The sequence below is a fragment of the Sphingomonas lacusdianchii genome (assembly GCF_022664395.1).
In the GTDB taxonomy this organism is placed as follows: Bacteria; Pseudomonadota; Alphaproteobacteria; order Sphingomonadales; family Sphingomonadaceae; genus Sphingomonas; species Sphingomonas lacusdianchii.
In genome coordinates, this window is sequence record NZ_JAKRET010000002.1 from 371,692 (window position 1) to 398,014 (window position 26,323).

23 protein-coding genes are annotated in these 26,323 nt (G+C 67.0%); 9 read left to right on the top strand and 14 right to left on the bottom strand.

Annotated features, from left to right (window positions below; all coding sequences use genetic code 11):
• Position 1: 1 nt before the first annotated feature.
• The 9 genes from pyrF to MF607_RS04510 form a co-directional block, all read right to left on the bottom strand.
• Positions 2-679 carry an orotidine-5'-phosphate decarboxylase gene (gene pyrF, locus MF607_RS04470; protein WP_242116322.1) on the bottom strand — a complete coding sequence of 226 codons (678 nt, stop codon included), beginning with the start codon at positions 677-679 and terminating at the stop codon, positions 2-4.
• The gene (locus MF607_RS04475) at positions 676-990 is read right to left on the bottom strand and encodes a lipopolysaccharide assembly protein LapA domain-containing protein (RefSeq protein ID WP_242116325.1); all 315 of its coding nucleotides are present in this window, start codon (positions 988-990) and stop codon (positions 676-678) included. The genes pyrF and MF607_RS04475 overlap by 4 nt, the downstream gene beginning before the upstream one ends.
• Positions 991-1,065: 75 nt before the next feature.
• Positions 1,066-3,363: a patatin-like protein gene (locus tag MF607_RS04480; protein WP_242116328.1), complete on the bottom strand. Its 2,298-nt coding sequence runs from the start codon at positions 3,361-3,363 to the stop codon at positions 1,066-1,068.
• Complete coding sequence (locus MF607_RS04485) at positions 3,360-4,055, bottom strand: endonuclease/exonuclease/phosphatase family protein (protein ID WP_242116331.1); 696 nt, start codon at positions 4,053-4,055, stop codon at positions 3,360-3,362. The genes MF607_RS04480 and MF607_RS04485 overlap by 4 nt, the downstream gene beginning before the upstream one ends.
• Positions 4,056-4,101: 46 nt before the next feature.
• Positions 4,102-5,448, bottom strand: a complete 1,347-nt coding sequence (locus tag MF607_RS04490; RefSeq protein ID WP_242116332.1) for a sensor histidine kinase — start codon at positions 5,446-5,448, stop codon at positions 4,102-4,104.
• Positions 5,445-6,164 (bottom strand): response regulator, encoded by a 720-nt coding sequence (locus tag MF607_RS04495; protein ID WP_066689608.1) that lies wholly within the window; start codon positions 6,162-6,164, stop codon positions 5,445-5,447. Before MF607_RS04495 ends, MF607_RS04490 begins: the two co-directional genes overlap by 4 nt.
• A gap of 74 nt (positions 6,165-6,238) precedes the next feature.
• Entirely contained in the window at positions 6,239-6,829 is a 591-nt protein-coding gene (locus MF607_RS04500; protein ID WP_242116335.1) for an EF-hand domain-containing protein, read from the bottom strand.
• Between the two features lie 120 nt (positions 6,830-6,949).
• Positions 6,950-7,642: a glutathione binding-like protein gene (locus MF607_RS04505; protein WP_242116339.1), complete on the bottom strand. Its 693-nt coding sequence runs from the start codon at positions 7,640-7,642 to the stop codon at positions 6,950-6,952.
• 111 nt (positions 7,643-7,753) lie between these two features.
• On the bottom strand, positions 7,754-8,971 hold the full coding sequence (locus MF607_RS04510; RefSeq protein ID WP_242116340.1) for an SGNH/GDSL hydrolase family protein: 1,218 nt from the start codon (positions 8,969-8,971) through the stop codon (positions 7,754-7,756).
• A gap of 207 nt (positions 8,972-9,178) precedes the next feature.
• Between MF607_RS04510 and MF607_RS04515 the strand changes: the two genes are divergently transcribed.
• Positions 9,179-10,093 (top strand): PAS domain-containing protein, encoded by a 915-nt coding sequence (locus MF607_RS04515; RefSeq protein WP_242116344.1) that lies wholly within the window; start codon positions 9,179-9,181, stop codon positions 10,091-10,093.
• A gap of 6 nt (positions 10,094-10,099) precedes the next feature.
• On the opposite strand, the gene MF607_RS04520 is transcribed toward MF607_RS04515, so the two are convergent.
• Positions 10,100-11,734, bottom strand: coding sequence for a pilus assembly protein TadG-related protein (locus MF607_RS04520; RefSeq protein WP_242116348.1), 1,635 nt, complete (start codon positions 11,732-11,734; stop codon positions 10,100-10,102).
• A 5-nt stretch (positions 11,735-11,739) separates the two neighbouring features.
• Complete coding sequence (locus MF607_RS04525; RefSeq protein WP_242116349.1) at positions 11,740-12,108, bottom strand: TadE/TadG family type IV pilus assembly protein; 369 nt, start codon at positions 12,106-12,108, stop codon at positions 11,740-11,742.
• A 483-nt stretch (positions 12,109-12,591) separates the two neighbouring features.
• Between MF607_RS04525 and MF607_RS04530 the strand changes: the two genes are divergently transcribed.
• Genes MF607_RS04530 through MF607_RS04545 form a run of 4 tightly spaced genes read left to right on the top strand, consistent with a single transcriptional unit; the run spans position 12,592 to position 16,566 of the window.
• Complete coding sequence (locus MF607_RS04530) at positions 12,592-13,557, top strand: SGNH/GDSL hydrolase family protein (protein WP_242116352.1); 966 nt, start codon at positions 12,592-12,594, stop codon at positions 13,555-13,557.
• On the top strand, positions 13,557-14,801 hold the full coding sequence (locus tag MF607_RS04535; protein WP_242116355.1) for a GDSL-type esterase/lipase family protein: 1,245 nt from the start codon (positions 13,557-13,559) through the stop codon (positions 14,799-14,801). Before MF607_RS04530 ends, MF607_RS04535 begins: the two co-directional genes overlap by 1 nt.
• On the top strand, positions 14,802-16,205 hold the full coding sequence (locus MF607_RS04540) for an MBOAT family O-acyltransferase (protein ID WP_242116357.1): 1,404 nt from the start codon (positions 14,802-14,804) through the stop codon (positions 16,203-16,205).
• Between the two features lie 13 nt (positions 16,206-16,218).
• On the top strand, positions 16,219-16,566 hold the full coding sequence (locus tag MF607_RS04545) for a hypothetical protein (RefSeq protein WP_242116358.1): 348 nt from the start codon (positions 16,219-16,221) through the stop codon (positions 16,564-16,566).
• 80 nt (positions 16,567-16,646) lie between these two features.
• On the opposite strand, the gene MF607_RS04550 is transcribed toward MF607_RS04545, so the two are convergent.
• Positions 16,647-17,225: a cell wall hydrolase gene (locus tag MF607_RS04550; protein WP_242116359.1), complete on the bottom strand. Its 579-nt coding sequence runs from the start codon at positions 17,223-17,225 to the stop codon at positions 16,647-16,649.
• Between the two features lie 392 nt (positions 17,226-17,617).
• Between MF607_RS04550 and MF607_RS04555 the strand changes: the two genes are divergently transcribed.
• The gene (locus tag MF607_RS04555; RefSeq protein ID WP_242116360.1) at positions 17,618-18,019 is read left to right on the top strand and encodes a YbaN family protein; all 402 of its coding nucleotides are present in this window, start codon (positions 17,618-17,620) and stop codon (positions 18,017-18,019) included.
• 59 nt (positions 18,020-18,078) lie between these two features.
• Here the strand turns inward: MF607_RS04555 and MF607_RS04560 are convergent, their stop codons facing one another.
• Positions 18,079-20,652, bottom strand: coding sequence for a GAF domain-containing hybrid sensor histidine kinase/response regulator (locus tag MF607_RS04560; protein ID WP_242116363.1), 2,574 nt, complete (start codon positions 20,650-20,652; stop codon positions 18,079-18,081).
• A gap of 226 nt (positions 20,653-20,878) precedes the next feature.
• Between MF607_RS04560 and MF607_RS04565 the strand changes: the two genes are divergently transcribed.
• Genes MF607_RS04565 through MF607_RS04575 form a run of 3 tightly spaced genes read left to right on the top strand, consistent with a single transcriptional unit; the run spans position 20,879 to position 25,257 of the window.
• Positions 20,879-21,436 (top strand): PAS domain-containing protein, encoded by a 558-nt coding sequence (locus tag MF607_RS04565; RefSeq protein ID WP_242116366.1) that lies wholly within the window; start codon positions 20,879-20,881, stop codon positions 21,434-21,436.
• A gap of 1 nt (position 21,437) precedes the next feature.
• The gene (locus tag MF607_RS04570) at positions 21,438-24,872 is read left to right on the top strand and encodes a CheR family methyltransferase (RefSeq protein ID WP_347340858.1); all 3,435 of its coding nucleotides are present in this window, start codon (positions 21,438-21,440) and stop codon (positions 24,870-24,872) included.
• Positions 24,865-25,257: a response regulator gene (locus MF607_RS04575; RefSeq protein WP_242116368.1), complete on the top strand. Its 393-nt coding sequence runs from the start codon at positions 24,865-24,867 to the stop codon at positions 25,255-25,257. The genes MF607_RS04570 and MF607_RS04575 overlap by 8 nt, the downstream gene beginning before the upstream one ends.
• A gap of 36 nt (positions 25,258-25,293) precedes the next feature.
• Here the strand turns inward: MF607_RS04575 and MF607_RS04580 are convergent, their stop codons facing one another.
• Positions 25,294-26,295 (bottom strand): glycoside hydrolase family 5 protein, encoded by a 1,002-nt coding sequence (locus tag MF607_RS04580; protein WP_242116370.1) that lies wholly within the window; start codon positions 26,293-26,295, stop codon positions 25,294-25,296.
• Between the last annotated feature and the right edge of the window lie 28 nt (positions 26,296-26,323).

Here is a 26,323-nt window from a genome sequence, read left to right on the forward strand (position 1 = left end):
CCTATAGCGTAGCCTCGATCGCGCGAGCCGCCTGATCGGGGTTTTCCGCCTGGGTGATCGGCCGTCCGATCACCAGCACCGACGCGCCGCCGTCCAGCGCGGCGCGCGGGGTCACCACCCGCTTCTGGTCGCCGACGGGGCCGTCCGCCGGCCGCACGCCCGGCACGACGAAGAACCCCTGCGGCCACGCCTTCTTCGCCGCCGCGACCTCGGCCCCCGAACATACCACGCCGTCGATGCCGGCGCTCTTCGCCAATTCGGTCAGCCGCACCACCTGCTCGTGCGGATCGGGGGCAAGGCCGATCGACGACAGGTCATGCGCGTCGAGGCTGGTCAGCATCGTCACCGCCACCACCTTGGTCCCGACCGGCGCTGCCGCTTTCGCATCCTCCAGCATCGCTCGGCCCCCGGCGGCGTGGACGGTCAGGATGGCGGGGTCGAGCGGCCCCAGCGCCTGGATCGCCTTTGCCACCGTGTTCGGAATGTCGTGAAATTTTAGGTCGAGAAAGATCGGCAGCCCCAGATCGGCCATCGTCCGCACCCCCGCGCGGCCATTGGCCATGAAGAATTCGAGGCCGAGCTTCAGCCCGCCGACATGGCCACGCACCGCCTGCGCCAGCGTCTTCGCCCGGTCCAGATCGGGGGTGTCGATCGCGACATAGATGGGCGAACGGCTCATAGCGTGGCTCCCGGATTCGTCGTGGGTATCGCCTCGGCGGCGATGACCGGCGCCGTATCCGCCCGGTGCAGATCGGCAAGCGTCCGGTCGGTCGCCGCGATCCGCTGCCGCAGCCGCCAGCGGGTCAGGTGCAGCGCGACGAAGGTCGGCAGGAACCCGGCCAGAAAGGTCACGAGCAGCAGCAGCGGCAGGTTCACATCGGCATAGAGCGTGCCCCACAGCTTCAACGGCACCATCGTCATGTTGTTGAGTGCAAAGGCGACCATCACCCCCACCAGCAATGCCCAGAACAGGGTTTTCAGGAACTGCATCGCTCAGGGAGCCTTCGTCGTTGTCGTCCGCCCTTCCTTACGCCCGTCGCGGCGGCTTTTCCAATAGGCGAAGGGTCAGCCGATTTCGGCGCGGAGTTCGTCGAACAGCGGCTGGATCGCCTGCAACCGCGGCTGTTCCTCGTCGAGGATCGCTGTGAATGCGGCCCGCTTGTGCCGGGTGATCCAGCCGGGCGGCAGGCGGACTTCGGGCGGCAGGGTCGACAGCGCGATGTCGATCATCCGCTCGGCCCCGTGCAGCCGCCCCCACAGATAGTCGTTCTCGCGATAGGACCGGCTGAAGAACGCACCGAAGTTGTTAAAGCGTATCCCTTTCAGCGTCGCCTCCGCGCCGCCCGCCCGGATCGAAGGCGCGTCGTCGGGCGCGATCCGGTCGACCCGCACCGGATCGAATTCGTCCAGCCCTTCGCCGCCCAGCAGCGGCAGCGTGGCGATGTCGAAGAAGGGAAAGCCGAGATAGGCAAGCAGGATCGGCCGCCGGATATCGCGCGAGGTGGCGGACAGCGCCTCCGACATGCGCGCATCGGTCTGCGCGTCGAGCGTCGCGAGGTCCATCGCGTCGGCCATCGCCGTCAGCAGGTCGGCGGGATCGGCGCGCTTGTCCGCCGCCAGCGTCCGCACCGCGGCGAAATGGTCGGCATTCTCGCACGCCAGATAGGGCGTCAGGCTGGCGAAGATCGCCTCGCGCACCGGCGCCAATGCCGCCGCGTCCTGTTCGGGCTCCATCGCCGAAATCGTCCGCACCAGCAGCCGCAACCGCCGGATGCGAAAGGCGAGATCGTGCGCGCGCAGAAACGCGACCGCCTCCGCCGACGCGCCGTCGCCATCGAACCGGACGCCACCGCGTTCCGCGACGACCCCGGCGAAGCCGTCGCGCAACCGCCGTATCCGGTCGGGCGAGGCATCGTCCGCCAGTGTCGCGACGCGTTCGGCCAGTCGGTCCAGCACCTGATCGACCTTGAGCAGTCCATAAGCGGCATGGCCATATCCGGCGCGCTTGACCGCCTGCGCCTGCGCCCGCTGTCGCCAGCCGGCCAGCCGCGCCGGCGTCGGCCAGTCGAGGAACAGCGTATAGCCGAACAGCTGTTCGACCTCCGCCTCCACGCCGCCGCGCAGTTGCTCGACGATCGCCAGCATCCGTTCGATCCGTTCCGACCTTCGCTGGATCGCGTCCAGATTGTCGCGGATCGGCTGTTTGCGCGGCAGTTCGGACAGCGCGCCGAGAATCGTCTGGAAAAAGCCGGGGGGACCGTCATGCGCGGTGCCAATGCCGAATTTGTGGTTGGGGGCGGGGTCGAGATAGACGAAGCGCCGGTCGATCTGCCGCCGCGCCGGGCGTTCGCGCAGCGCATCGATCGCGGGGGCGAAGGGCGCATTGGCCAGCACCGATCCGTCGATCAGTGTCGCCTGCTCCGCCATGCCGACCGCCGACTGGCGCGGCAGCACCCGGCGCAGAAACGCATCGCGTCCCGGCCACTCGACCTTCCGATCTGCCAGTGCCCCATCCAACTCGCCGACCCGGAACGGCGGAAACGCACCGGGAAAGCTCGACGTCGCCCGCGCCGCGAACACCAGTTCTGCCGTATCGGCCAGCCGTTCTCCGCCATGGTCACGGAAGCCGATGACGAGCCGGTGCTCGGTCTCGACCACTTCCGCCGGTGAATTGAGCCGCAGCGTTTCGGGATGCCCCGCGAAATCGGTGACGGTCACGAACAGGTCGAGCGGCTGGCCGGGCGGCAGCAGCCGCGGTCCGGCGGGGGGCGCAGCCATCGCGGCAAAGGCGTCGAGCAGCATGTCGACCATCGCCCGCCCGCCAAAGGGCGGCTCGAACCACCGTGCCCGGACGAACCGGTCGAGCTTGGCGCGCAGTTCGTCGCGCGCGGCGATATCGACGCTCGACGCATCCTCGTCCTCGCGGCCCAACGCCATCCATGCGATCGGTCGCGCCCAGGGGCGCGACAGCGCACTTGCCGGCGCCTGTGCCGGATCGATCAGCGCCTCGATATCCGCGCCGTCGAGCCACAAATCGGTCAGCGGATCGAGCGACTGGCCGGTCGACACTGCCTGCGCCAGAAACACGCCGTTGATTCCGCCCGCGCTCGCCCCGGCGACGATATCGACCAGCACGCGCAGGCGGATACCGGTCAGCGCGGCCAGATCGGTCAGCATCGACTGATACACCGCCGCGCTGCCCGTCAGCGGCTCGCCCGCGTCCTGCACCGCCCGGCTGGCGCGGGCGATGTGCCAGATTTCCTTGACCAGCCCGTGCATATAGACGGCAAGGCTGATCCCCCCGTAGCACACCAGTGCCAGGCGCAGTTCGCGTTCGTGGAGCGGGGGCGGCGCGTCGGTCATGCCGGGGCGAGCGTCGCCCAGATCGGCAGATGGTCCGATGCCTTGCGCGCCGCCGCGCTGTGATGGACGCCGGCATCGACGATCTTCAATTCGCTCGACACCATGATCCGGTCGAGCCGCCCGACCGGGTGGCGCGCGTGAAAGCTGGGGCCGGTCTCGGCAAAGCAATGCGTCCGCCCGAAGTCGCGCAGACACCCCGATCGTGGCGTCCATTCGTTCAGGTCGCCCATCAGCACGCTCGGCAGTTTCGGCGAACAGCCATCGACCTCGCTCAGGATCGCATGTGCCTGTTTGCGTCGCCACAGCCCCGACAGGTCGAGATGCATGCCGACCACGCGCAAGGCTATGCCGTTGGTGGTGACGTCGGCCCGCACCGCACCGCGCGGTTCGAGCGCCGGTATCTCGATCCGCCGCTGCCCGCTGACGCTCGCTTCCTTGCGCACCAACAGGGCATTGCCGTGCCAGCCCATCGATTTGGCGCGGATTGCCAGCGGCACCGCGACCCATGGGCTGTGTTCGTCGAGCAGATGCGCGGGGATCACGCCGGCCCGCTCGCCCAGCCGCCGGTCGCATTCCTGCAACGCGATAATATCGGCATCGATCTCGCGCAGCACCTCCAGCGTCCGCTCGGGCATCCGGCGGCGATCGGTGCCGATCGCCTTGCGCATATTGTAGCTGGCTACTTTTATCATCGCTCGGCACTCAACGTCGCGATACCGTATTTCGTTTCGCAGCCGTTCAGCGCGGCAACCGGATGGTCGCGTTCAATCCGCCGCCGTCGCGGTTTACCAGCGTAATCTCGCCACCGGCATCGCGAACGATCGCCCGTGCCAGCGCCAGTCCCAGCCCGATCCCGCCGGTTTCGCGATTGCGCGACGTTTCCAGCCGGGTGAACGGATCGAACACCGCATCCATCCGGTCGACCGGAATGCCCGGCCCCCGGTCGGCGACGACGATCGCCACCGCCCGCGCGCCCGTTTCGACCCGCACTTCCGCTGCGCCGGCATATTTGATCGCATTCTCGATCAGATTGCGCACCGCCCGTCGCATCAGATTGGGACGCAGGTGCAGCGGTACGCGCGCCGCCTCGACGAAATCGACGTCATGGCCAAGGTCGCGAAAATCGTCGACCACGGCGTCGACCAGCGCGGCGACATCGACATCGGTCGCCGCCTCGCTCGGCCGCCCGAGCCGCGCCAGCGACAGGATATCGTCGAGCGTCGCGTTCATCTCGTCGATCGTCTCGGCCATGCGTGCCCGGTCGGTATCGTCCTCGACCGATTCGATCCGGACGCGCAGCGCCGCCAACGGCGTCCGCAGGTCATGGCCGATCGCGCCCAGCATCCGGTCCTTTTCATCGACCATCGCATTCACCCGCTGACCCAGATCGGTGAAGGCGGAGATCAGTAGCCGCACATCCTGCGGCCCCGAAGGCTCGATCGCCGGCAGCGGCCGGGCGGGGTGGAATTCGCGGGCCGCCACCGCCAGCCGGCGCAGCGGCTTGGCGATGCGCCGCCCGATCCACAGCACCGGCAACAGCACGATAACATAGAGGATGAAGGTCTGCGCCAGCGACTGCCACAACAGCCCGCGCTCCGCCATCGGCCATGGGGTATGCGACACCAGCCAGCCGCGACCGGGCAGTTCGACCGCCGCGTCCAGCACCGCCCCCATGCGCCGCAGCCGTTCGGCACGCTGTCCGCCGATCCCGCGTTCCTGAATTTCAGCCTCGTCGATTGGACGGATTCGCGCGGCGATCCGGCCGGGGCGAATGCCGGCATCGGCGAAGCCGGCGCGGATCGCCTGTTCGACGTCGCGTTCCGGTTCGCCGCGCAGCGCGGGCATCCGGTCGGTCACCAGCCGCACGCCGCGCATCCGGTCGCGCGTCGGCACGGGGCGGGGCGCCGTGGTCCGCTCGGCGGCATCGATCAGGCGGGTGACCGCGGGCAGGGTGATTTCGGCAAAGCGAAAGGCGCGCCGTTCCCGCAGCAGCAGCGCGAAGTTCAGCGCCTGCGCCACGAACAGCGCCACCGCGACCAGCAGCGCGATCTGACCGGGCAGGCTGGTCGGCCCCGGCCGCCTCACAGGCGGGTCACTTCGGTCGCCAGCGTATAGCCGCCGCCCCAGACGGTCTTGATGATCTCCGGATTGCGGACGTCGGTTTCGATCTTCTTGCGCAGCCGGCTGACCTGATTGTCGATCGCGCGGTCGAACGCAGCGGCCTCACGCCCCTGGGTCAGGTCGAGCAACTGGTCGCGGGTGAGCACCTGGCGCGGACGGGTCACCAGCGCATGGAGCAGATTATATTCGCCGGTCGACAGCGGCACCGACACGCCCTCGCGATCGACCAGCGCGCGCTCCCCGGTCTTGAGCACCCATCCGGCAAAGGCGAACGATCCTGCTTCGGGCGCATGTTGCCGGACCGCGCCACCGGCGGTCCGGCGCAGCACGACCTTGACCCGCGCCGCCAGTTCGCGCGGGGAAAAGGGTTTCACGACATAATCGTCGGCGCCCATTTCCAGCCCGACGATGCGGTCGGTTTCCTCCGCGCGGGCGGTCAGCAGGATGACCGGCGTCTCGCTGGTCTCGCGAATATGGCGGCATAGCGACAGTCCATCCTCGCCCGGCATCATGATGTCGAGGATGGCAAGGTCGATCGCATAGGCGTTGAGCCGCGCGCGTGCGCCCTCGGCGTCGCCCGCCTGGGTCACGCGAAACCCCTGTTTCGTCAGATACTGGGCGAGCGGTTCGCGGATCGATCGTTCGTCGTCGACCAGCAACAGATGCGGGATATCGGCCATGTCGGACATGCTAGGCGCGGAAGCTCCTGAATGGAAAGGCCGGACGGCAAGCTGGCCTTGCCGTCCGGCGTGGATCAGCCGGCGATCTGCGGACCGCGACGCTGCATCCGCTTCTCGCGCGCCATGAAGCGTTCGGCCGGGTCGATCTGGCCGTCCTTGTTCGCGTCCATGCGGTCGAACCGGGCCAGCGCGCGCGCCTGGAACGCGGCGCGGGTGACCGTGCCGCCCTTCGCCCCGCGCTGGCTCATCCGCTGTTCCCGCGCCTGGCGACGTTCGGACGGGTCGATCTTGCCGTCGCGGTTGACGTCCTGCCGGTCGAAGCCGGCGGCGGCCATCGCACGGAACTCGCCGCGGGTGATGACTCCGTCGCGATTGGCATCGGCGCGCTCCAGCATCCGCGCGCCACCGCCGCCCCGGCGCGGCGGACCGGCCTCGCCATCCAGCCCGCGCGGTCCGCGCTGCGGCAGCGCGGCGCGCTCGGCGGCGCTGATCTTGCCGTCATGGTCGGTATCGAGTGCGTCGAAACGCTGGTCGGCACGCGCCATCGCGTCGGCGCGGGTAACGACCCGGTCGGCACCGGGCGGCGGGGGCGGGGTCTGCGCGGCGAGTGCGACGCCCGGCAGGGCAATGGCGGCAAGCGAGGCGGCGACGATGAACGATCGCATGGAAAGCGAACCTTTCGAAAACGGGGAGCACCCCGATGGATGATGCTCCCCATTTGCCCGCGACTTGTCGCCGACCTATGTCGTCGCGGCCGATATTTGTCGCAGTTTGTCGCAGCCGGTTCAGCGCGCGGCCGGCGTCCCGAACAGGACGCGGCGTTGTTCCTCGCTCATCGGCTGGTTGCCGCTGCTGACCGCCTTGCCCTTCTCATATGCCGTGATCGTCGCGGGACGCGCCGCGATCGTTTCGAACCAGCGCTTCAGGTTCGGAAAGTCGTCGAGCTTCTGCCCCTGCGCCTCGTGCGGCACGATCCACGGATAGGCGGCCATGTCGGCGATCGAATATTCGCCCGCGACGAACGGCCGGTCGGCCAGCCGCTTGTCGAGCACGCCGTACAGCCGCGCCGTTTCGCGGACATAGCGGTCCTGCGCGTACGGAATCTTCTCCGGCGCATAGATGTTGAAATGATGGTTCTGTCCGGCCATCGGTCCCAGACCGCCCATCTGCCACATCAGCCACTGGATCGCCTCGAATCGTCCGGGCAGGTCGGCAGGCAGAAAGCGCCCGGTCTTCTCCGCCAGATACAGCAGGATCGCACCCGTTTCGAAGATCGCCAGCGGCGCCCCGCCGCCGGCCGGTTCATGATCGACGATCGCCGGCATCCGGTTGTTGGGCGCGATGGCGAGGAATTCGGGGCGGAACTGCTCGCCCTTGCCGATATCGACCGGATGGATGGTGTAGGGCAGCCCGGCTTCCTCGAGGAAGAGCGTGATCTTGTGGCCGTTGGGCGTCGGCCAATAGTGCAGATCGATCATGAAGCAGCCTCCGATTGGTTCGCGCCGCACATGGGGGCGGTGCCGGGTAGCGCCAAGGGTCAGACACCCAGCCATTCGAGACCGCCGCGCCCTCGCGATCCAGCATGAACGTCATTTCGCGAACAAGGTCAGCGGTACGGCGTCGGCCATCGCCTGATAGCCCGCCATCGACGGGTGGAGATGGTCGCCCGAATCATAGGCGGGCAGCAGCCGGTCGGGCTGTGCCGGGTCGCGGACGATGCGGTCGAAGTCGATCACGGCATCGAAATGGCCCGGCGTGCGGATCCATGCATTGACCGCCTGCCGCGATGCCTCCGCCGCCGCATCGGGATGATAATAGTCGTTGCCCATGAACGGCATCACCGTGCCGCCGATCACCTTCAGCCCCTTGGCCCGGGCGCGTGCGACGATCTGGGCGTAGCCGGCGATCATCCGCGCGACATGCGCGCGGCGTTCCTCGTCCGTCGCCGGCTTTTCGCGGGCGAGGCCGCCCAGATCGTTGATTCCCTCGAGCAGGATCAGATAGCGCGCGCCGGGCTGGCTCAGCACGTCGCCGTCGAAGCGTGAAAGGGCATTGGGGCCGAGGCATTCGACCAGCAGGCAGTTGCCGCCGATGCCGTGGTTCAGCACCGCCACGTCGCGGGTCGCGCGGTTCGCCGACAGCCGCCTGGCCAGACCGTCGGTCCAGCGCTGATGGCGGCCATCCTTCACGCCGAACCCGTCGGTGATCGAGTCGCCCAGCGCGACGATCGCGCGCGCGGCCGGTGCCGCATCGACCTCCACCGCCGCGATCTGGAACCAGCGTTCCACCGGGACCGCATCGGCGAAGGCCGCATCCGACAGCCGGTCGCCCGGTGCGATCCAGCTGCGCGTCCGCGCACCGGGATGGCCGGTCTGTTGCTGCGGCAGGTCGGCGAAGCGCGTGCTGATCGCCAGATCGGCAAGCGCCGTCACCGGCAGGGCAACCGGGTCCGACCAATAATCCGCCCCCGCCGGTATCTCGACCATCGCCCTGCCGCCGAAGCGCAGCGGCCGATCGCTGCCGGCGCGGATCGACGCGGCCGCCGGGCCGGTCGCCAGGGCGACGCTTGCGCCCGCGATGCGCAGCGGTGTCGCACCGAAGCGGTTGGAGAACCGTACGCGCACCGCCCGTCCGCCGATCGTGACCCGCACGATCTGACGCAGCGTCGCGTCGCGATATTGCGCATCGGCCAGCACCTGTTCGGCATTGGGTTTGATCGGCGACGCCGTCCAGCCCGCGACCCACGGCTCCGCCTGCGCGGGAATGGCAATCGTCGCCAGCGCGGCGGCGCTCAGCAGGATGCGCATATTCTTCTCTCCCAGATCCTCGCCGATTCGGCGCCGGCGGTACCGCTATCACATCCATCGTGGTGGTTGTTTGCGTCCGTACGTATTGATTCGATCCGGCCACGGCACTAGTTCGGATTTTGCGGATAAACGCCCGTATAATCAGCATGATGACATCGATCGATCGGGGTGTTCGGCCAACAAGCAATACAATGGGGAGAACAGGCTATGGCGTTGCAGGATCGGGAAGTCGCGAACCATGTCGAAACCCAACACCCGATGGTATCGTCCGCCGACTTCGCCGGAAAATTCGGTCAGCTCCGACAGATGCAGGATGACGAGGCGATCTTCGTCACCCATCACGGCCGCGCAACCCATGTATTGACCACGGTCCGCCACTATACGGCGCTGCAACAGGCCAACGGTGCCGACCGGGCAGAGACGATCGCGACGACCAGCGTGCACGAACTCGCCAACTGCCTCAGTATCGGCGTGCTGCTGATCGACTATGACCTGCGGATCGTCGCAGCCAACCGTGTTGCCCATGTCCAGCTCGACCGGCAGGACGGTGACCTGACCGGTCGCAAGGTGTTCGAGGCGCTGCCGAGGCTGCGCCGGTCGTTGATCGAAACCTATGTCCTGAGAGCGGTTGCGAGCAAGGAGCCCTATTCGGCTGAGATACCGTCGCTGTTTCGCGAAGGTGCGTGGGTCCGCGCAGAAATCCATCCGTTCGCGCACTATGTCACGGTATTGTTCCACGACATCACCGACGACATGAAGATTCACCGGCTCGCCGATGCGCGCAAGTCGCTGCGCGAGGCGATCGCGGTGCATGACGGCATCGGCTATATCTGCCTGAACACGCGTGGGCATATCGATCAGGCCGAACCGACCTTTTGCGAGATGATCCATCTGCCCGAGGAACGGCTGCGGCACGTCGCGCTGGCCGATCTGATTCCGGTGGGCCAGCGCGTCGCATTTCGCGAAGCGCTGGATCGCGTGCTGAGCGGCGAGGGCGCCCGCACGATCGACAGCGCCATCTTGTCGAACGAGGGACGCGCCGTCCCGGTCCGGATCACCATCGCCGAATTGCGCGGCACCTATGGCAATGAAGGCGCGATCGTCCTGCTGACCCGGCAGTAGCGCCGCTTACCGTACCAGCATCGGCGCGCCGCACCGCACGCCGTCGACCCGCACATCGGCCTGGCCCAGATGCACGCCGGCCAGCGCGCCGACCTGTCCGACGACCAAGTCGAGCGCCGGCGCCGCGACCGTCAGCGTGTTGCCCAGCGTCGTGGTCAGCAAGCCACCCGACAGCCCGATGCCGAGGACGTTGGCGCGGATATCGACGTTGCGCAACAGGCTGCCGGCGATGCCGGCGGCGATATCGTTGGTCGCGACCGATTTGACTACGTCCCCGTCGATCTCGGCACGCGAGAAGGTAACGCGCTGCGCCGCCGTGCCGCCCAGTTTGATATCCGCGAACCCGGTCAGCGTGGCGAGCGGCAACGTCACCATCCGGGCCGGACGCAGCGCCATCGCCTGCTGGAAATTGCCGAGCAGCGTCGGATCGAGATCGGCGATCGCCGCACGGCCGAGCGAGGGCGTCACGTCGAGGCTGACGGCCGAGTTGCCCGAGCCGCCGACGCACGCGATCGATGCCAGTCGCGCTTCCGCCTCGGCCAGTTCGACATAGATCGGCACCCTGACCGACCCCAGGCTGAGCGGTGCGTTCAACAGCGCGATATCGATCCACAGTCGCATCTGCGCGCTGCGTACCGCAGTGCGACCGGCTTGTCCGATCGACAGCCATGGGCTGTTCGCCGGCCGCTCGCCGATCTGCAGCCACAACCGGGTCCGCCCGATCCCGGCGATCCCCAAATCGATATCGCTTTGTATCTGGCGGTTGCCGGTGCCGATCTGCACCGCTTCGCGCAGGATCGCATAGGCATCGGCCCGGATCGGGCGCTGCGGATCGGCGCTGGTGCGGTCGGCCAACGGGCCGAGATCGAGGATCGATGCCAGCCGGATGCTGCGCGACGGCAGCTTGGTCGACAAAGTGCGCAGCGTCGCCGCGGCGCTGTTGCTCGTCGTTGCCCCCGCCATCGCGATCGCCAGTTGCGGCAGGGTGATATCGCTGGTCAGCACCTCCCCGAACGCCGCGGCACGGACACCGGGACCGGTACGCAGCAGTTCGATCGTCTTGAGCAGGTCGACCTGTCCCGACGCCAGCGCATTGTAATCCATCACCGACAGCGACAGGTCGCTGCCCGCCAGTTGCGACAGCAGGGCGCCGGGCATGCGACCCTGCGCCGATGCCAGTCGCGTCCCGATCGAGAAGGCGGCGAGATCGATCCTCGCCGCCGTCGCCTGCGCGGCGATCGCCACCTGTTGCGTCCCGAAAATCTGCGCGAAGAAGGGGCGTAGCTGGCTTTCGACCGTAACCTGCGCGGCGTTGGCCGATGCCGTGCCCGCGACGAAGCGCGCATCGACCGTAACCGATTGATCGCGTTCGAAATGCCCCGGGGTCAGGTTGACCATCCGCGTGCCATTGTCAGGCGAAAGCGCAACCGCCACCTGCGCGCGCGCGGTAGCATTTGCCGGATCCTGTGCCGCCGCCAGCGCCGCTGCATCCGCCACCCCCTGCAACCGGCGTTTTTCAAGGAACATCGACGCGGTATCGATGCCGATCACGGCGGTGCCGGTCAGCATCGCCATGCCCCCGGCGACGATCATCGCGACATTGCCGTCGCGCCGGCGGACGAACGTTCGCAACCGGTGCATCGCGGTTACAGTCCGTTGAGCACAACGCTGGCCTGCCGGCGGATCGTCGTGCTGTTGGCGGGCAGGATCGGCAGCTTCATCAACGGGTTCGTCGATCCGTCATAGGTGACGTTCAGCGTCAGTCGCTGTCCGTCGTCGTCGACCTGCATTCCGACATCGGTCTGCGATATGCCGTATGTGCCTGCCAGCACCGTTCGCGCCGCATCGCTCGCCAGCGCCGCGCGTTCCGGCGCGTTCATCCCCGCCAGCGCGGCGCGCGCACCTTCGTTCGCGCTTTCCTGCACGACATGCGCGATGGCCAGCCAGCAGCCGCCGCTCAATATGCCGAACAGGAACATCGGCAGGATCGGCAGGGTCAGCGCAAGTTCGACCACGGCCAGACCGCGCCGATCTTTGGCGAGGCGCGTGGCAGCATGTCGACAGGTGCGCGACGCCCCCACGCAAGACCGGAAAATCCTTACCCGATAACCCATGCAGCAACCCTCCGCCGCTGCATCCTATCGCCGACCCATCAACCCGGCGTTTGTCGGGATCGGGCAGAATATACGGAAATTATGAAACGATCGCAGAACCTTGTGCGAGGCGGCTGGTGGACGGACCAAATCGATTGCTACCCCGCAGGCGCGGTGGCGATCCGTATCGAGCGGCAGTTCGCCGCAATCGGAAAGACCGGAATTTACGCATGGCGCCGACGAACGCTTCGCCAAGGACGGCCGGACCCTGCAAAGGACGATACGGGGCATTTGGCGGCTCGACCGCCGATGGTCCGGCTTGCCCGAACCGGTGCGAGCGGTTACGCGAACGTGACGACCCTATGGTGCAACGCGCCCCAATCCCGATTTGAACGAGTGTCGAACGTGACTGCTGCCTTTCGCACGACCGATTCCAGGCTGTGGTGGCTCGGGGACCGGATGGCGGTCCTCGTTCTCGGCCTGATCGCCGGCTTCGTGGTCGGGCTGTCCTTTGCGGGGGGCGGACACATCGCGCTGCCGGACATGCCCACTCCGACCGCTTCGCCGACGCCGCCGGTCGCCCCCGGTGCCTCCTCGACCGGCAATGACGTGATCACGCCCGCCCCGCCGCCGCCTGCCACCGCGCGAACCGTCGACGGCCCGCTCGACCCGCGCGTGATCGACCGGATGCGGCAGGGCGGCGTGTTGCGCGTGGGCGTGTTCGGTGACAGCTTCGGCAACGGCATCTGGGACGCACTCTATCGGCAACTGCCGGGGAGCGACGGGTTCGAGGTTCTGAAGTTCGCCAAGGAAGCCACTGGTTTCACCCGCTATCGCACCCTCGACCTCGAAAAGCGCGCGCGCGAACAGTTGCGGCAGCAGCCGGTCGACGCCGTCGTCATCAGCTTCGGCGCCAACGACAATCAGGCGGTGTTCGCCGACGGCCATCTCCATCCGTTGATGAGCGACGGCTGGAAACGGGTGATCGGCGAGCGCATCGACAAGTTCGTGGCGGCGGTCCGTTCGACCGGCGCGGTCGTCTATTGGGTCGGGCTGCCGGTGATGCGCGACCCGCAACTCGATGCCGACATGCAGGCGATGGACGCATTTTACGAAGACCATATGCGCCGCCTCGGCGTGCCGTTCGTCGACTCCCGGCCGCTGACGCTCGATGCGGAGGGCAAGTATAATGCCTATCTGCCTGATCTGAAGACGGGCAAGCCGGTGTTGCTGCGGACCGGCGACGGGTTGCACATGATCGGGGTCGGCTATCAGCGGCTGACCAACGGCGTCGCCGCCGATTTGCGCCGCTATGCCGATCGTGTGCGCCAGGCGGCCGGGCGACCGGCACCGGGCGGAGGGACCCGCTGATGTCGGCGTTGATGGCGATCGCGCTGGCGCAGGCGGCGGCATCGACCTGTTACGGCGCGCTGTGCGACGCCGAACGCATCCGCCCCTTCCTCGAAAAGCTGGCGACCGCCCGCAGCAGCCCGGCGCCGGTCCGCATCGTGCAGATCGGCGACAGCCATACCGCCGGCGACCAGATCACCGGCAGCTGGCGGACGCTGTTGCAGGCGCGCTACGGCCGGGCAGGGCGGGGAACGCTCGCCCCCGGAAGGCCTTATGCCGGTTACCTGACGCGCGATATCACCGCGACGCAATCGGCGGGGTGGCGCGTCAACGGCATCTTCGGATCGGCCTATCAACCGACCGGCGGCGTGCGCATGGGGCTGAGCGCCTATAGCCTGACCAGCTACACTCCCGGCGCGGCGGTGACGCTCAGCGCCGATGGCGGGCGGACCTTCGACCGGCTGACCGTCTGCGCCCTGACCGGGCCGGGGGCGGGGACTGTGCAGTTGAGCATCGGCGCGGCTGTGGTCGAATGGCCGCTGGCCGCGCTGGAGACCAGCAGCCGCTGTCGCACGCTCGATGCCGACGGCGAGGCGGCGATCGCCTCGGCCACGGTCGTACGCGGTCCGGTGACGCTGACGTCGTGGAGCACCGAACGCAGCCTCGGTGGTGGCGTGATGCTGTCGAACCTCGGCACGGTCGGCGCGCAGTTCACCCATTTCGACCGGACCGACGACCGCGTTGTCGCAACCGAACTTGCCGCCTATCACCCTGACCTGATCGTAGTCGCGTTCGGCACCAACGAAGCCTTCCGCCCTGGTTTCTCGGCCGCGGCGTACGAAGCGACGCTGCGCGCCGATCTGACCCGGCTGCAGCGGCTGGCCCCTGGCGTGCCGATGCTCCTGTTCGGCGCGCCCGATTCCGCAACGCGTACCCCCGGCCTGCAGATCGGCGAGAGCGGCACCAGCCTGCCCTGCGCCTCCTCCGCGCTGTGGCGACCGACGGCGGCACTGGCATCGGTGCAGGCGATTCAGCGGCGACAGGCGAGGGCATTCGGCATCGCCTATTGGGACTGGGCGCAGGCGATGGGCGGGCGCTGCGTCGCCGATGGCTGGACGCAGGGGGCGACCCCGCGCATGCGCGGCGACCATGTCCATTTCACCAGTACGGGCGGGGCGGAGATCGCCCGGTTGCTCCAGGCCGATATCGATCTTGCCATGAACAGCCTGCTGGCACCGACCGTTCCCTCATCGCCAGTCCGCTAAATGCTGTTCCCTACGCTCAGCTTCGGGCTGTTCTTCCTGATCGTCTATGCGATCACCTGGTCGCTCGGCCGTTCGAACGAATGGCGCAAGATCGCGCTGCTGCTGGCCAGCTGGTTCTTCTATGGCGCGTGGGACGCGCGCTTCGTCGCCTTGCTGTTCGTCTCCGCCGTCATCAACTGGGGGCTGGCGGCGGCGATCGTGCGCAGCGAAGACCGGCGCGGGCGCGCGCTGGTGACGCTCGGCGTCGCCGCGAACCTCGGCGTGCTCGGCTATTTCAAATATGCCGGCTTCTTTCTCGAACAGGTCGCGGCTTTGTTGCAGCCTTTGGGCTTCGGCCGCGATCTGCCGCTGTTGCAGGTCGTGCTGCCGGTCGGCGTATCCTTCTTCACCTTTCAGGCGATCTCCTACCTCGTCGACGTCCATCGCCGTCGCCTGCCCGCCGCCAGCCTGCTCGACCTGACGCTGCTGATGTCGTTCTTTCCGCATCTGGTCGCCGGACCGATCGTGCGTGGCGCCGACCTGTTGCCGCAGTTCCGCCGCGTGCCGACCATCAATCGGGGCACCGTTGCCGCCGCGCTGCTGCTGATCCTGTGGGGACTGTTCAAGAAGGCGGTGATTGCATCGCAGCTGGCCGGTGCGCTGGTCGATCCGGCCTTCTTCGATCCGGCCAGTCGCTCCAGCTTCGACCTGCTGATCGGTGCCTATGGCTATGCAGTGCAAATCTATTGCGACTTCTCCGCCTATTCGGACATGGCGATCGGGCTGGCGGCGCTGCTCGGCTACACCTTCCCGCGCAATTTCGATCAGCCTTACCGTGCCGCCTCGCTACAGGATTTCTGGCGGCGGTGGCACATCAGCCTGTCGAGCTGGCTGCGCGACTATCTCTACATTCCGCTGGGCGGCAGCCGGAAGGGGGCGGTGCGCACCTATCTGAACCTGTTCCTGACGATGTTGCTCGGCGGGCTGTGGCATGGCGCGAGCTGGAGCTTCGTGATCTGGGGCGCGCTGCACGGCGGCTGGCTGGCGATCGAGCGTTTCTGGTCGCGCCACCGCCCGGCCGGCTGGCGAGCGGCCCCACGCTGGTTGGGCATCCTCACCACCTTCCACATCGTGGTCCTCGGCTGGATATTCTTCCGGGCACAGGGGGAGGGGGAAGCATTCGCCTATCTCGGCCAGTTGTTCGCCGGTGACTGGCGCAATACGCTGGTGACGCCGCTGTCGCTGGGACTGGTCGCACTCGGGCTGGCGATCCATGCCATGCCCGTCGCCATCCTGCCCGCCATCGCAACCCGCGTGCGTGCGCATGCCGCGCCGATCGTCGGACTGGCGCTGGGCGTATCGATACTGATCGTCGACGCGATGCGACCCGATGGGGTCGCGCCGTTCATCTATTACCAGTTCTGATGGAAAGCGCAGCATGACCACCGGTGCCGAACAGGGAGAGATCGCCGAGGTCGGATCGCCGGTGCTGGTGCCGGCCGATCCGGTCGACGCCGTGCGGCCATGGCGCTGGATGACCGGCACGATCGCCACGGCGACGCTGTTCCTCGGCGTATTCAACGCCCATGCGATCGGCGCATGGTTCGACGAACTGCCGCCGTCGCCGGTCACCGAGCCGCTGCGCGCGCCGATCGCGTCGTGGGTCGCCCTGACGACCAGGCTGGGGTTCGACGCCCCGCGCACGGCGGTCCGCAAGCGCTGGGAAGCGGCGCAGGCGGCACGGTTCGGTACCGAACAGCCGGGCGAGGACGGCAGCGCGCGATAGGCGGCTTCCCAAACGGCAACGCCCGCGCGAGCGTTGCTCAGCGCGGACGTTGCGGTACGCGAACCTGCCGTACAGGCGGTTCAGCGATAGAAAGTGTGGTCGGCGATCTGGGTGACGCGGGTGCGCTTCGGCATTGAGGCACCGGCCGAATGGAAGAACAGCGCGCCCGGAGCTACGTCCTCGCCCTTGCCGCTCAGCGTGCGCTTGGCGATGTCGACGGCGGTGTCCCAGCGGCCATTGTTGCGGGGCGGGTTGTAAGCGTCGACGTTGAAGAACTGACCGCGCTGCTTGACCACGCCGCACGCGCTGTCGGCGAAGCGGCCGCTGTTCATGCGCGCGCGGATGACCTGCGCGACGGCGACCTGCCCGCGATGCGGCTGGTTGCCGGCTTCATGCACCACGACTTTGGCGACGCATTCGACCTCGCGCTTGTCGAGGCTGGCGGTGTCGGTGTCGGACAGGGCCGGTTCGGCTTCGGGAAGGGCCTGCACCACCGGGGCGGGTGCGGCGAAGGTAACGGGGGCGGGGGAACTCGGTGCTGGCGTCGATTGCGGGGCAATCTGTGGTTCGGAATCCGTGTTCATCGCGACATGGGCGCTCGCGACGCCGCTGACTGCGGTCAGGCTCCACAAAACCAATACGGACCAGCGCTTATTCATTCCCACTCACTGCTATTGCGCGAGGGTGCCCGCCATCGGCCGCAGAAACGCGGACAAATAGAGCGGCCGTCGGGATCCCCCACGTCTCGCCGTCCGTTACCCGTTGCTTGCACAAGCGGAGCGCCGGACCGGCTGAACTCGGCCCGGCTCATCGCCGCGGCGGGGCAAGCTGTCAACGCAGAGGCCGTTCATCGGCGACGAACCGTTCGGCACATCCGATCAATCCACGCCCGAAACGACAATTCGGGCAGGTGTTAATCGATTTAAACTATGATCGCTGTCCCCGGACGGACGCGAATCATCGATATGGCCGGTCGAATCCATCTTCCGTTCAGCTTCGCCGGTATCGAGATCGTCCCGCGCGCGTTAGGGTGTCGATGATGCTGCCACCCATGTCCCCACGACCAATGCCGCGCCGGATGCGGCTGGTGCGACTAGGCTGGATCGCGCTCGGATGGTCCTTCACCGGGCTGGGCGTGATCGGCGCTCTGCTACCGGTTATGCCGACGACGATCTTCCTGATCCTCGCCGCTGCCTGTTTCGCGCGCGGTTCGCCCCGGCTGGAGCGCTGGCTGCTCGATCACCCCCGTTTCGGCCCGACGCTCGTCGCATGGCGACGCGACGGCGCGATCGGCCGCCGGGCGAAGGGAATGGCGTGCGGCGGCATCGCCTTTGGCTTTGGGGCGTTCCTGATCGGCGCCCGGCCGGGAATGGAGCTGGCCGCGCTGGTCGGAGCGCTGATGACAGCCTGCGCCGCCTATATCCTGACCCGTCCGGCGCCGATCGACCGCTGACGACCAGCCATTCATGCTTCGTGGCGCATAGCGGCAGGGGCTGATGTCCGCACCGTCGCTCAGCCTATCTCGATGACCTGGATCAAGTCCGGCATTGGCGTGCCGTTGGTCGACAGCGCGGCGAGACTAGCCTGCAACTCGTCGTTGCGGAACGGTTTCGTCAGGCGAGGGACGTCGGAGTCAATTCCCGCCTCCTCGGCATAGCCCGATACGATCAGCACCGGCAGCGCCGGATGGCTTGCCTTCAGCATCCGCGCCAGCTGCGCACCGCTGATGCCGGGCATCAGATGGTCGGTGACGACGATATCAGGGGTCAGCCCCTCGCGCATAATGCGCAACGCATCCTCGGCCGATACCGCCTCGACCACGCGATATTGCAGATCGGTCAGCATGTGCGCGGTGCTCATGCGGACCAGTTCTTCGTCGTCGATCAACAGTACGGTGCCGATCCGCCCCGGCATCGCCAGCATGTCGGGCATGGGTTCGGCCTCGCAGATCGTCAGCGAGCTGACCGGAAACCACAGGCTGACCACCGTACCGTGACCGGGGGTGCTGTCGATCGTCAGACCGCCGCCGAGCTGCGCGGTCAGGCCATGGACCATCGACAGGCCAAGGCCTGTGCCCTTGCCAACGCCCTTGGTCGAGAAGAACGGTTCGATCGCGCGGCGGCGGGTTTCCTCGTCCATGCCGAATCCGCTGTCGCCGACGCTCAACCGGACATAGTCGCCCGGCGGAATGCCGGCGACATGGGTCGACAACACGCTTTCCCGCCGCGCCGTGATCGTCAGCGTGCCGCCATCGGGCATCGCATCGCGCGCATTCACCGCAAGGTTCAACAGCGCCATTTCGAGCTGGTTCAGATCGGCGCGTGCCGGGGGCAGGTCGGCAAAATCGACTCGCATCGCGATCGTCGGGCCCAGCGTCGACCCGATCAGCCCGGTCATGCTGTCGATCACCCGCGCAACGTCGACGGCGGTCGGTTGCAGCGGTTGCCGCCGGGCGAAGGCCAGCAGGCGCTGGACCAGTGTCTTCGCGCGCTCGGCCGATTGCAGTGCGCCGCCGATCAGCCGCTGTTCGCGCTCGGTGCCGACACCCTTGCGCACCAGCATGTCGAGCGAACCGATGATCGGAGTCAACAGGTTGTTGAAATCATGCGCGACCCCGCCGGTCAGGCTGCCCATCGCCTCCATCTTCTGGCTCTGCCGCAGCGCATCGCGCGCGACCTCCAGATCCGTTTCTCGCGCCTTGGCGTCGCTGAGGTCGCGGCCGACCGCGACGAAATTCATTCCGTCGGCTTCGGGCGCGACGGTCCATTCGATATGTTTCCAGTCACCGTCGCGGGTGGAGATGCGGTTCTCGAAACGCGCCGGCTGGCGGGACTGCGCCATGGCGGCGATCGCCGCCAGCGTCTGCGGCTCGTCGTCGGGGTGCATCAGGCTGGCATAGCCGCGCGACAGCAGCTCGGCTTCGCTCCAGCCCAGGATCTTCGTCCAGGCCGGGCTGACCGCCGACATCATGCCGGCATAATCGGCGCGCGCCAGCATGTCCTGCGACAGGTTCCACAACCGGTCGCGCTCGGCGGACCGGATCGCGACCTGCTCCTCCAGCGTTTCGTTCAGCCGGCGCAGACCCTCTTCGGCGCGGGCGCGTTCGACCGCGTTCTTCACGCGTTCGCCGACTTCGCGGATCAGGTTTTCCTCGGCCTGCGTCCATGTCCGCGGTGTTGCCGACTGCACGGCAAGTACCCCGACCCGATCCGTTTCATCGAACAGCAGGACGTCGACGAACGCCGCGACACAGCGTTCGGCCAGCCCCGACCGGGTTTCGTCGTTCAGGTCCATGTTGTTGGGAATGTCGCAGCATACCAGCGGTTGACCGCTGCGATAGGCCGTGAGCAGGCCGGGGCCGAAGGCAGCGAGGGAGTGGACGCCTGCGATGGAAGGGACTCCGCGACAATGGTCGCGTTCGACGACCATCATGCCTTCGTTGCTGATCTCGGCGTAGAAGACTCGCGACGCGCCCAGCCATTCGGCAATGCGTTCGGACGCGACGGTGGTGATCTCCGCCCGCGTGGCCAGCGGCCGCAGCGCATCGGACAGCGACAGCAGAAACTGGCTGTGGCGCACGCTCGCGAACCGTTCGGTCGTGTCGGCGAGGATGCAGATCACGCCCGCCGGGACGCCTGCTTCGTCGAGCACCGGCGAATAGTCGAGGTCCATCCACACCTGTTCGGGGCGCCCGCTACGTGCCAGCTTCAGTTCCTGATCGCGGTACCGCAACGTCCCGCCAGCCAGTACTGTCTGCATCACATGATCGTTGAACGCCGCGACCTCGGGCCATCCTTCGCGGACGTTCGAGCCGAGCAGAAGCGGGTGCCGGGCATCGGCGAACACCGAATAGGCGTCGTTATAGAGCATCACGCCCTCGACGCCCCATAGCAGCACCATGGGCACCGGCGAGCGGAGTGCCATGGCGAGCGTCGTGCGCAGGCATTGCGGCCAATCGTCGATGGGTCCGAGCGGCGTTCGCGTCCAATCGTGCCCGGCGATCAGCATGGCGCATTCGCCGCCACCGGCGAGAAACCCCGGCGTGGCATGCGGGGGTTGCGCCGGAGAAACGGGAAAATCCGACATTAGGAAGGTCAAGGTCCTGGACTAGGGCGCGTTCCGTGCAGTGCGTCACACGGGCCGCTCGGAGACATAATGCTCCTACCACGAATATGATCCGGATCATATTCTCATCCGATGGTTGGACGTGTACCGCGCCGCAATCTGGAACAGTCGTCGCTCCGGCGCGGCCGCATGGGTTGTTATCGTAGCGGATTTGCGCGTAATCCGCTGATTCGGAAAAGGAGCGCGCGTGCAACAGGAACCGCCAGGGTCGCTGGTCGACTATCTACGACAGTCGCGCGTGGCGTTGGCACTCGCGTCTGCCCATGGCGACAATCATCTGCTGATGGTCAACGCCCCGTTCTCCGCGCTGACCGGCTATACCGCCGAGGACGTGGTCGGTCGCAATTGTCGTCTGTTGCAACGCGAGGCGCCGAACGCGCAGCCACGCGCCAGGCTGCGCGAGTTCCTGGCGCAACCGGACCAGACCAACGTCAGGACCCCGATCGTCAATTTCCGCAAGGACGGGACACCGTTCGTCAATCTGCTCTACATGTCCCGTCTTCGATCGATCGACGGGCGATCGGATTTCATCTTCGCATCGCAATTCGACGTCAGCCGTTCCCAGCCCGAGATGCTGGCCGAATATGACGAACAGCTTCGCGCGACGCTCGGCAGGCTGGTGCCGATTGCCGGCGAGGCCGGGATCGTCGTCGAAGGTACATTGCTGACGATCGCCAACAGTGCCGCGATCGTTGCGCAGGCCAAGATGATGTTGTCCGATCTGGAGTCCGCGCCCGGTGCATGATGTGACGACGTCGCGCAGCAAGGCGGCACCGCCGACGGCAGCAGTGCCGATCGTCGGTATCGGCGCCTCGGCCGGCGGGCTGGAAGCGCTGCGCGAGATGCTGGCTCCGGCGACCTTGCCGACCGGCCTCGCCTTCGTCGTGGTCCAGCATCTCGATCCCAATCACGAAAGCATGCTGGCGCAACTGCTCGATCGCAACACAGCGTTGCAGGTGCTGCAAAGTGCCGGCGGCGAGCGGATCGAGGCTGATACCGTCTATATCATCCCGCCCGGGCGCGGGTTGGCGGTGCGCGACGGCGTGCTGGAACTGACCGAGTTCCAGCAACCGCGCGGGCTACGCCGGCCGATCGACGACTTCTTCCTGTCGTTGGCCAGCGACCAGCAATCGAACGCCGCCTGCGTCATCCTGTCGGGCACCGGTGCCGATGGCACGACCGGACTGCGTGCGATCAAGGAGAATGGCGGGGTCTGCGTCGCGCAACAGCCCGAAAGCGCGCGCTATGACGGGATGCCGTTGTCGGCGGTCGGGACCGGCATGACCGATTTCGTCCGGCCGCCGGGCGAAATCCTTGAATGCCTGCAAAGCTTTTTCGAACGGCGTCGCAGCGATCCCGGCGAGCATGAAGCCGATGTCGTCGCGGACCATGTCGACGAACTGTGCCGCGTGCTGCGATCGGCGATCGGCCACGATTTTTCGGGCTATAAGCGATCGACCTTCGTCCGCCGGGTCGAACGGCGCATGCATGTGCTCGGCATCGATACCGGCCGCGCCTATCTGTCGCGGGTGCGCGGCGATGCGAGCGAATGCGAGGCGCTGTTCCGCGACCTGCTTATCAACGTCACCCGCTTCTTCCGCGATCCCGAAGCGTTCGAGCAGTTGCGCGTCCGCGTCATCGAACCGCTGATGGCACAGCGACCGCCCGACGAAGACCTGCGCGTCTGGGTGCCGGGTTGTTCGAGCGGCGAGGAAGCCTACACCATCGCGATGCTCTTTGCCGAGGCGGCACGCAAGACCGGCCAGCCGCTGGCGGTGCAGATCTTCGCGACCGATATCGACGAACAGATGCTCGCCATCGCGCGCGAGGGCAGTTATCCGACCTCGGCACTGGTCGATCTGCCGCCGGCGCTGCGCGAACGCTATACCGTTCCCCATACCGACCGGTTCTCTATCACGTCGTCGATCCGCGACATGATTCGCTTCTCCAGCCACAGCCTGGTTAAGGATCCGCCCTTTTCGCGCATCGACCTGGTGTCGTGTCGCAACCTGCTGATCTATTTCGACGACCGGTTGCAGCAGTCGGTCGTGCCCCTGTTCCACTTCGCACTGCGCGAAGGCGGCTATCTGTTTCTCGGGCCGTCGGAAAGCGTCGGTCGGTTCGAACATCTGTTCCAGCCGCTCGATCAACCGGCGCGACTGTTCGTCCGGAGGGCGGGTGCGACCAGCTATCCGATCGACCTGCCGGCCAATACCCATCCGCCGGTCGTCCGGCGCGAGCGCGGCGAACGCACCGACAGCCGGTCGTTGGCGGGGGAGGGGACGGCCGTTCGGCGGATGGTCGAACGTTATGCACCGCCCAGCCTGATCGTCGATCAGGATGGTGGAATCATCTCTGCCTATGGCAAGCTCAGCCGCTATTTCGAATTTCCGGTGACGCGGACGGGCGGCAGCAGCGCGGTCAACCTCGCGCGGCCGGGCCTTCGCACCGTGATCGGCCCGCTGCTGCGGCAGGCGCGCGACGAACGGCGGCGGACGATCGCGCGCGACGTGACCGTCCAGACCGATTACGGCAACCAGCCGATCGAGGTGATTTGCGACCCACTGGGCGATGGCACCTTGTTGTTCGTGTTCCGCGAAACCGGCCCGTTCCGCCCGGCCGATGACGACGATATGCGCGATCTCGAGGCCCGGCACGACCATATGGAGGCACTCGAAGACGATCTGCGCCTGACCCGCCACCGCCTGCGCTCGGCGATCGAGGAACTGGAGACCGCGAACGAGGAGTTGAAGAGCTCCAACGAAGAAATGATGTCGATGAACGAGGAGCTTCAATCGACCAACGAGGAACTGTCGACCGTCAATGATGAGCTGAAGAGCAAGGTCGACCAGCTGACGGTCGCCAATTCCGATCTGCGCAATTTCTACGAATCGACCGAACTGGCCGTCGTTGTGCTCGACGCCGACATGAAGGTCCGCAGCTATACCGACGCAGCGACGACGATTTTCCCGTTAAAGCCCGCCGATCGCGGCCGCCCGCTGACCGATGTCGCCAGCCGGTTACAGGGCGCCGATCACCTCGAAGATGCCCGCGCAGTCGTGGGTGGCGCCGCCCCCCGCCAGCGGCGGGTCCGTACGCTCGATGGCCAGCGCATCTTTTCGATGCGCGCGTTGCCCTATCGCAAGCAGAGTGGCGCCGTAGATGGCGCGACGCTGGTGCTCACCGACATTACCGACGCGCTGGCGCTCGAACGGCAACTCGCCGCCGAGCGCGAGCGGCTCGATATCGCGATCAAGGCGGCGGGCATCGGCGTTTGGGAATATGCGCCTGAGACCGGCGAACTGGTCCTCGATCCGGTCGAACGCGAACTCTTCTCGCTGAACCCGCACGACGGCGACGATATCGCCGCGCTGCTCGACCGGATTGACGCGGCGGACCGCACGAATGTCGAGACGGCGCTGCGTCGCGCGGTCGAACGCAGCGGCGATTTCGAGGCGACCTTCCGTGTCCATGGGGCCGACGGGCAAACGCGCTGGGTCAAGGGCTTCGGGCGGATCGTCGCGGGCAGCACCCCCAAACGGCTGGTCGGGGTGTCGATCGACGTGACCCCCGAATATGCCGTCGCCGAAACGCGCGAACTGATGCTGCGCGAGATGAACCACCGGGTGAAGAACCTGTTCGCGGTGATTGCCGGCATGATCACCATCGCCTCGCGCAGCCATGGCGACGTGCCTGGCTTCGCCGACGATATCCGCCGCCGCATCGCCGCACTCGGGGCGGCGCATTCGCTCGCTTCGCCGGCCGGACAGCCGCAGGCGGTCGGGCTGGACGATATCGTCGAAACCACGCTCGCGCCGTATCGCGATCACGCACGGATCGAAATCGACGGTCCGGTCGTTGCACTGAATCGGAATTGCCTGTCGCCGCTGGCGCTCGTTCTTCACGAATGGGCGACCAATTCCGTGAAATACGGGGCGTTGGGCAGTAACGGAAAGCGCGGATTGCGCGTCCGGTGGCAGGCCGGGGACGGGGGAATTGAACTGACATGGACCGAGGAAGCGGACGGCACGCAGCAGCCGGCATCCGGCAAGCGTGGTTTCGGTTCGGTGCTGGTCGAAACCAGCGTGCGGCAATTGCGCGGCACGATCCACAATGTGGTTGGCGACGGGGTCTTCCGCCTGGAAATACGGCTCCCGACCGCCGTACTGCTGCGTGACTGACCCGGTCCTGCTCGTCGAGGACGAGCTGTTCATCGCGCTGGACGTACAGGCGACGATCGAGGCGGCGGGTTTCTCGGTAGAGGGTCCGTGCATGACGCTGGTCGAGGCGCAGGAGGCGGTCGATCGCTATAACGCCGCCTTCGCCGCGGCGGTGCTCGACGTCCGGTTGGCCGATGGCAATGTCTTCGAAGCGGCGGACCGGCTGCATGCCGCCGGCGTGCCGCTGATCTTCCATTCGGGCCATGCCGACGATGCCGATCTCAGGCGGCGCTATCCGCAGGCGATGGTATGTCCCAAGCCCGGCGCGCCCGACACGCTGGCAGCGGCGATCCGCCGCGCGGCGTTGCGCGACGCCGACCCGTCGCGCCGCACGGCGAACGGCTGACCGTCCCGAACCGGGACGGTCGGCGCAGTCAAAGGGTTACTTGGCCCAGAGCGAGCGGATCAGCCGCCCATTCTCTGTGTCCCAGCTCTTGTTGCGGTCGCCGATGCTCTCGCCGCGAAACAAATAGGTCTTCGACCAGCGCGGACCCCAGCCCCATGCTGCGCCGCCGACCACTTCGGGCGTGTTGCGGAAAAAGGCGACGATGTCGTCGACCATCGCCTTGCAGGTAAGCGGTACCGTCTTGGCGCGGCCGAACGCGAACTCCCCGACATAAAGCCGCATGCCGAGCTTGCGCGCCGCCTTTACCGAATTGCCCAGTGGCCCGGTCGGCGGATAGGGGCGGCATTCGGGCGTCGCCCCCGAACCGCCGCGATTGAAATAACGATGCGGCGACAGCCACGTGCGCTTCAGGGGGTCGAGATCGGCAAGGGTGAAGATGCCCGCGCGGTTCAGGCTGCACAGCGCGCTCTCGCACGCTTTCTTCGGATGTTCGCCGCGATCGGCGCGACCGAAACCGGACCAGCCCCGCCATTCGAGGATCAGCTGGTTGTCGACCCCGGCCTTTCGCAGCGCGTGGATCAGATCGCGGGCGTCCGGCCCCCAACTGACCCAGGTCCCGCCCTTCGGCTCGTTCTGTAAGTCGAACGCGACCAGCGGCTGGCCGCGATAGCGCCGTCCCATCCGCAGCCAGAAATCGCGGATATCGGGGTCGCCGATATTACCATAGCTGTGCTCGTCGATGACCATCAGCATCCCGCGTGCCGTCCCCCGCCGGATGAGGGCGTCCAGCGCGGCAAGCTTCTCCGGCGTCTGCAGCCGGGAGCGCTTGACGGGCAGGCGGATGCTCTTGGCGCCGGCATCGGCATAAAAGTCGATGTCCTGCGGCTTGACCGGCAGCTCGTTCTTGAACTCCATGCCGCTGACATTCACGCCCCACCAGCGTCCCTGATTGAGGAATGCGTGGCTGTCCCTGCGCGGCGCGGCGGTGGCCGGGGTGGCCGATATGGCCAATGCGAGGAGGAGCGGGGCGAGCTTCATGGTCCGGTTCCTTCGATGGCGGGGACGG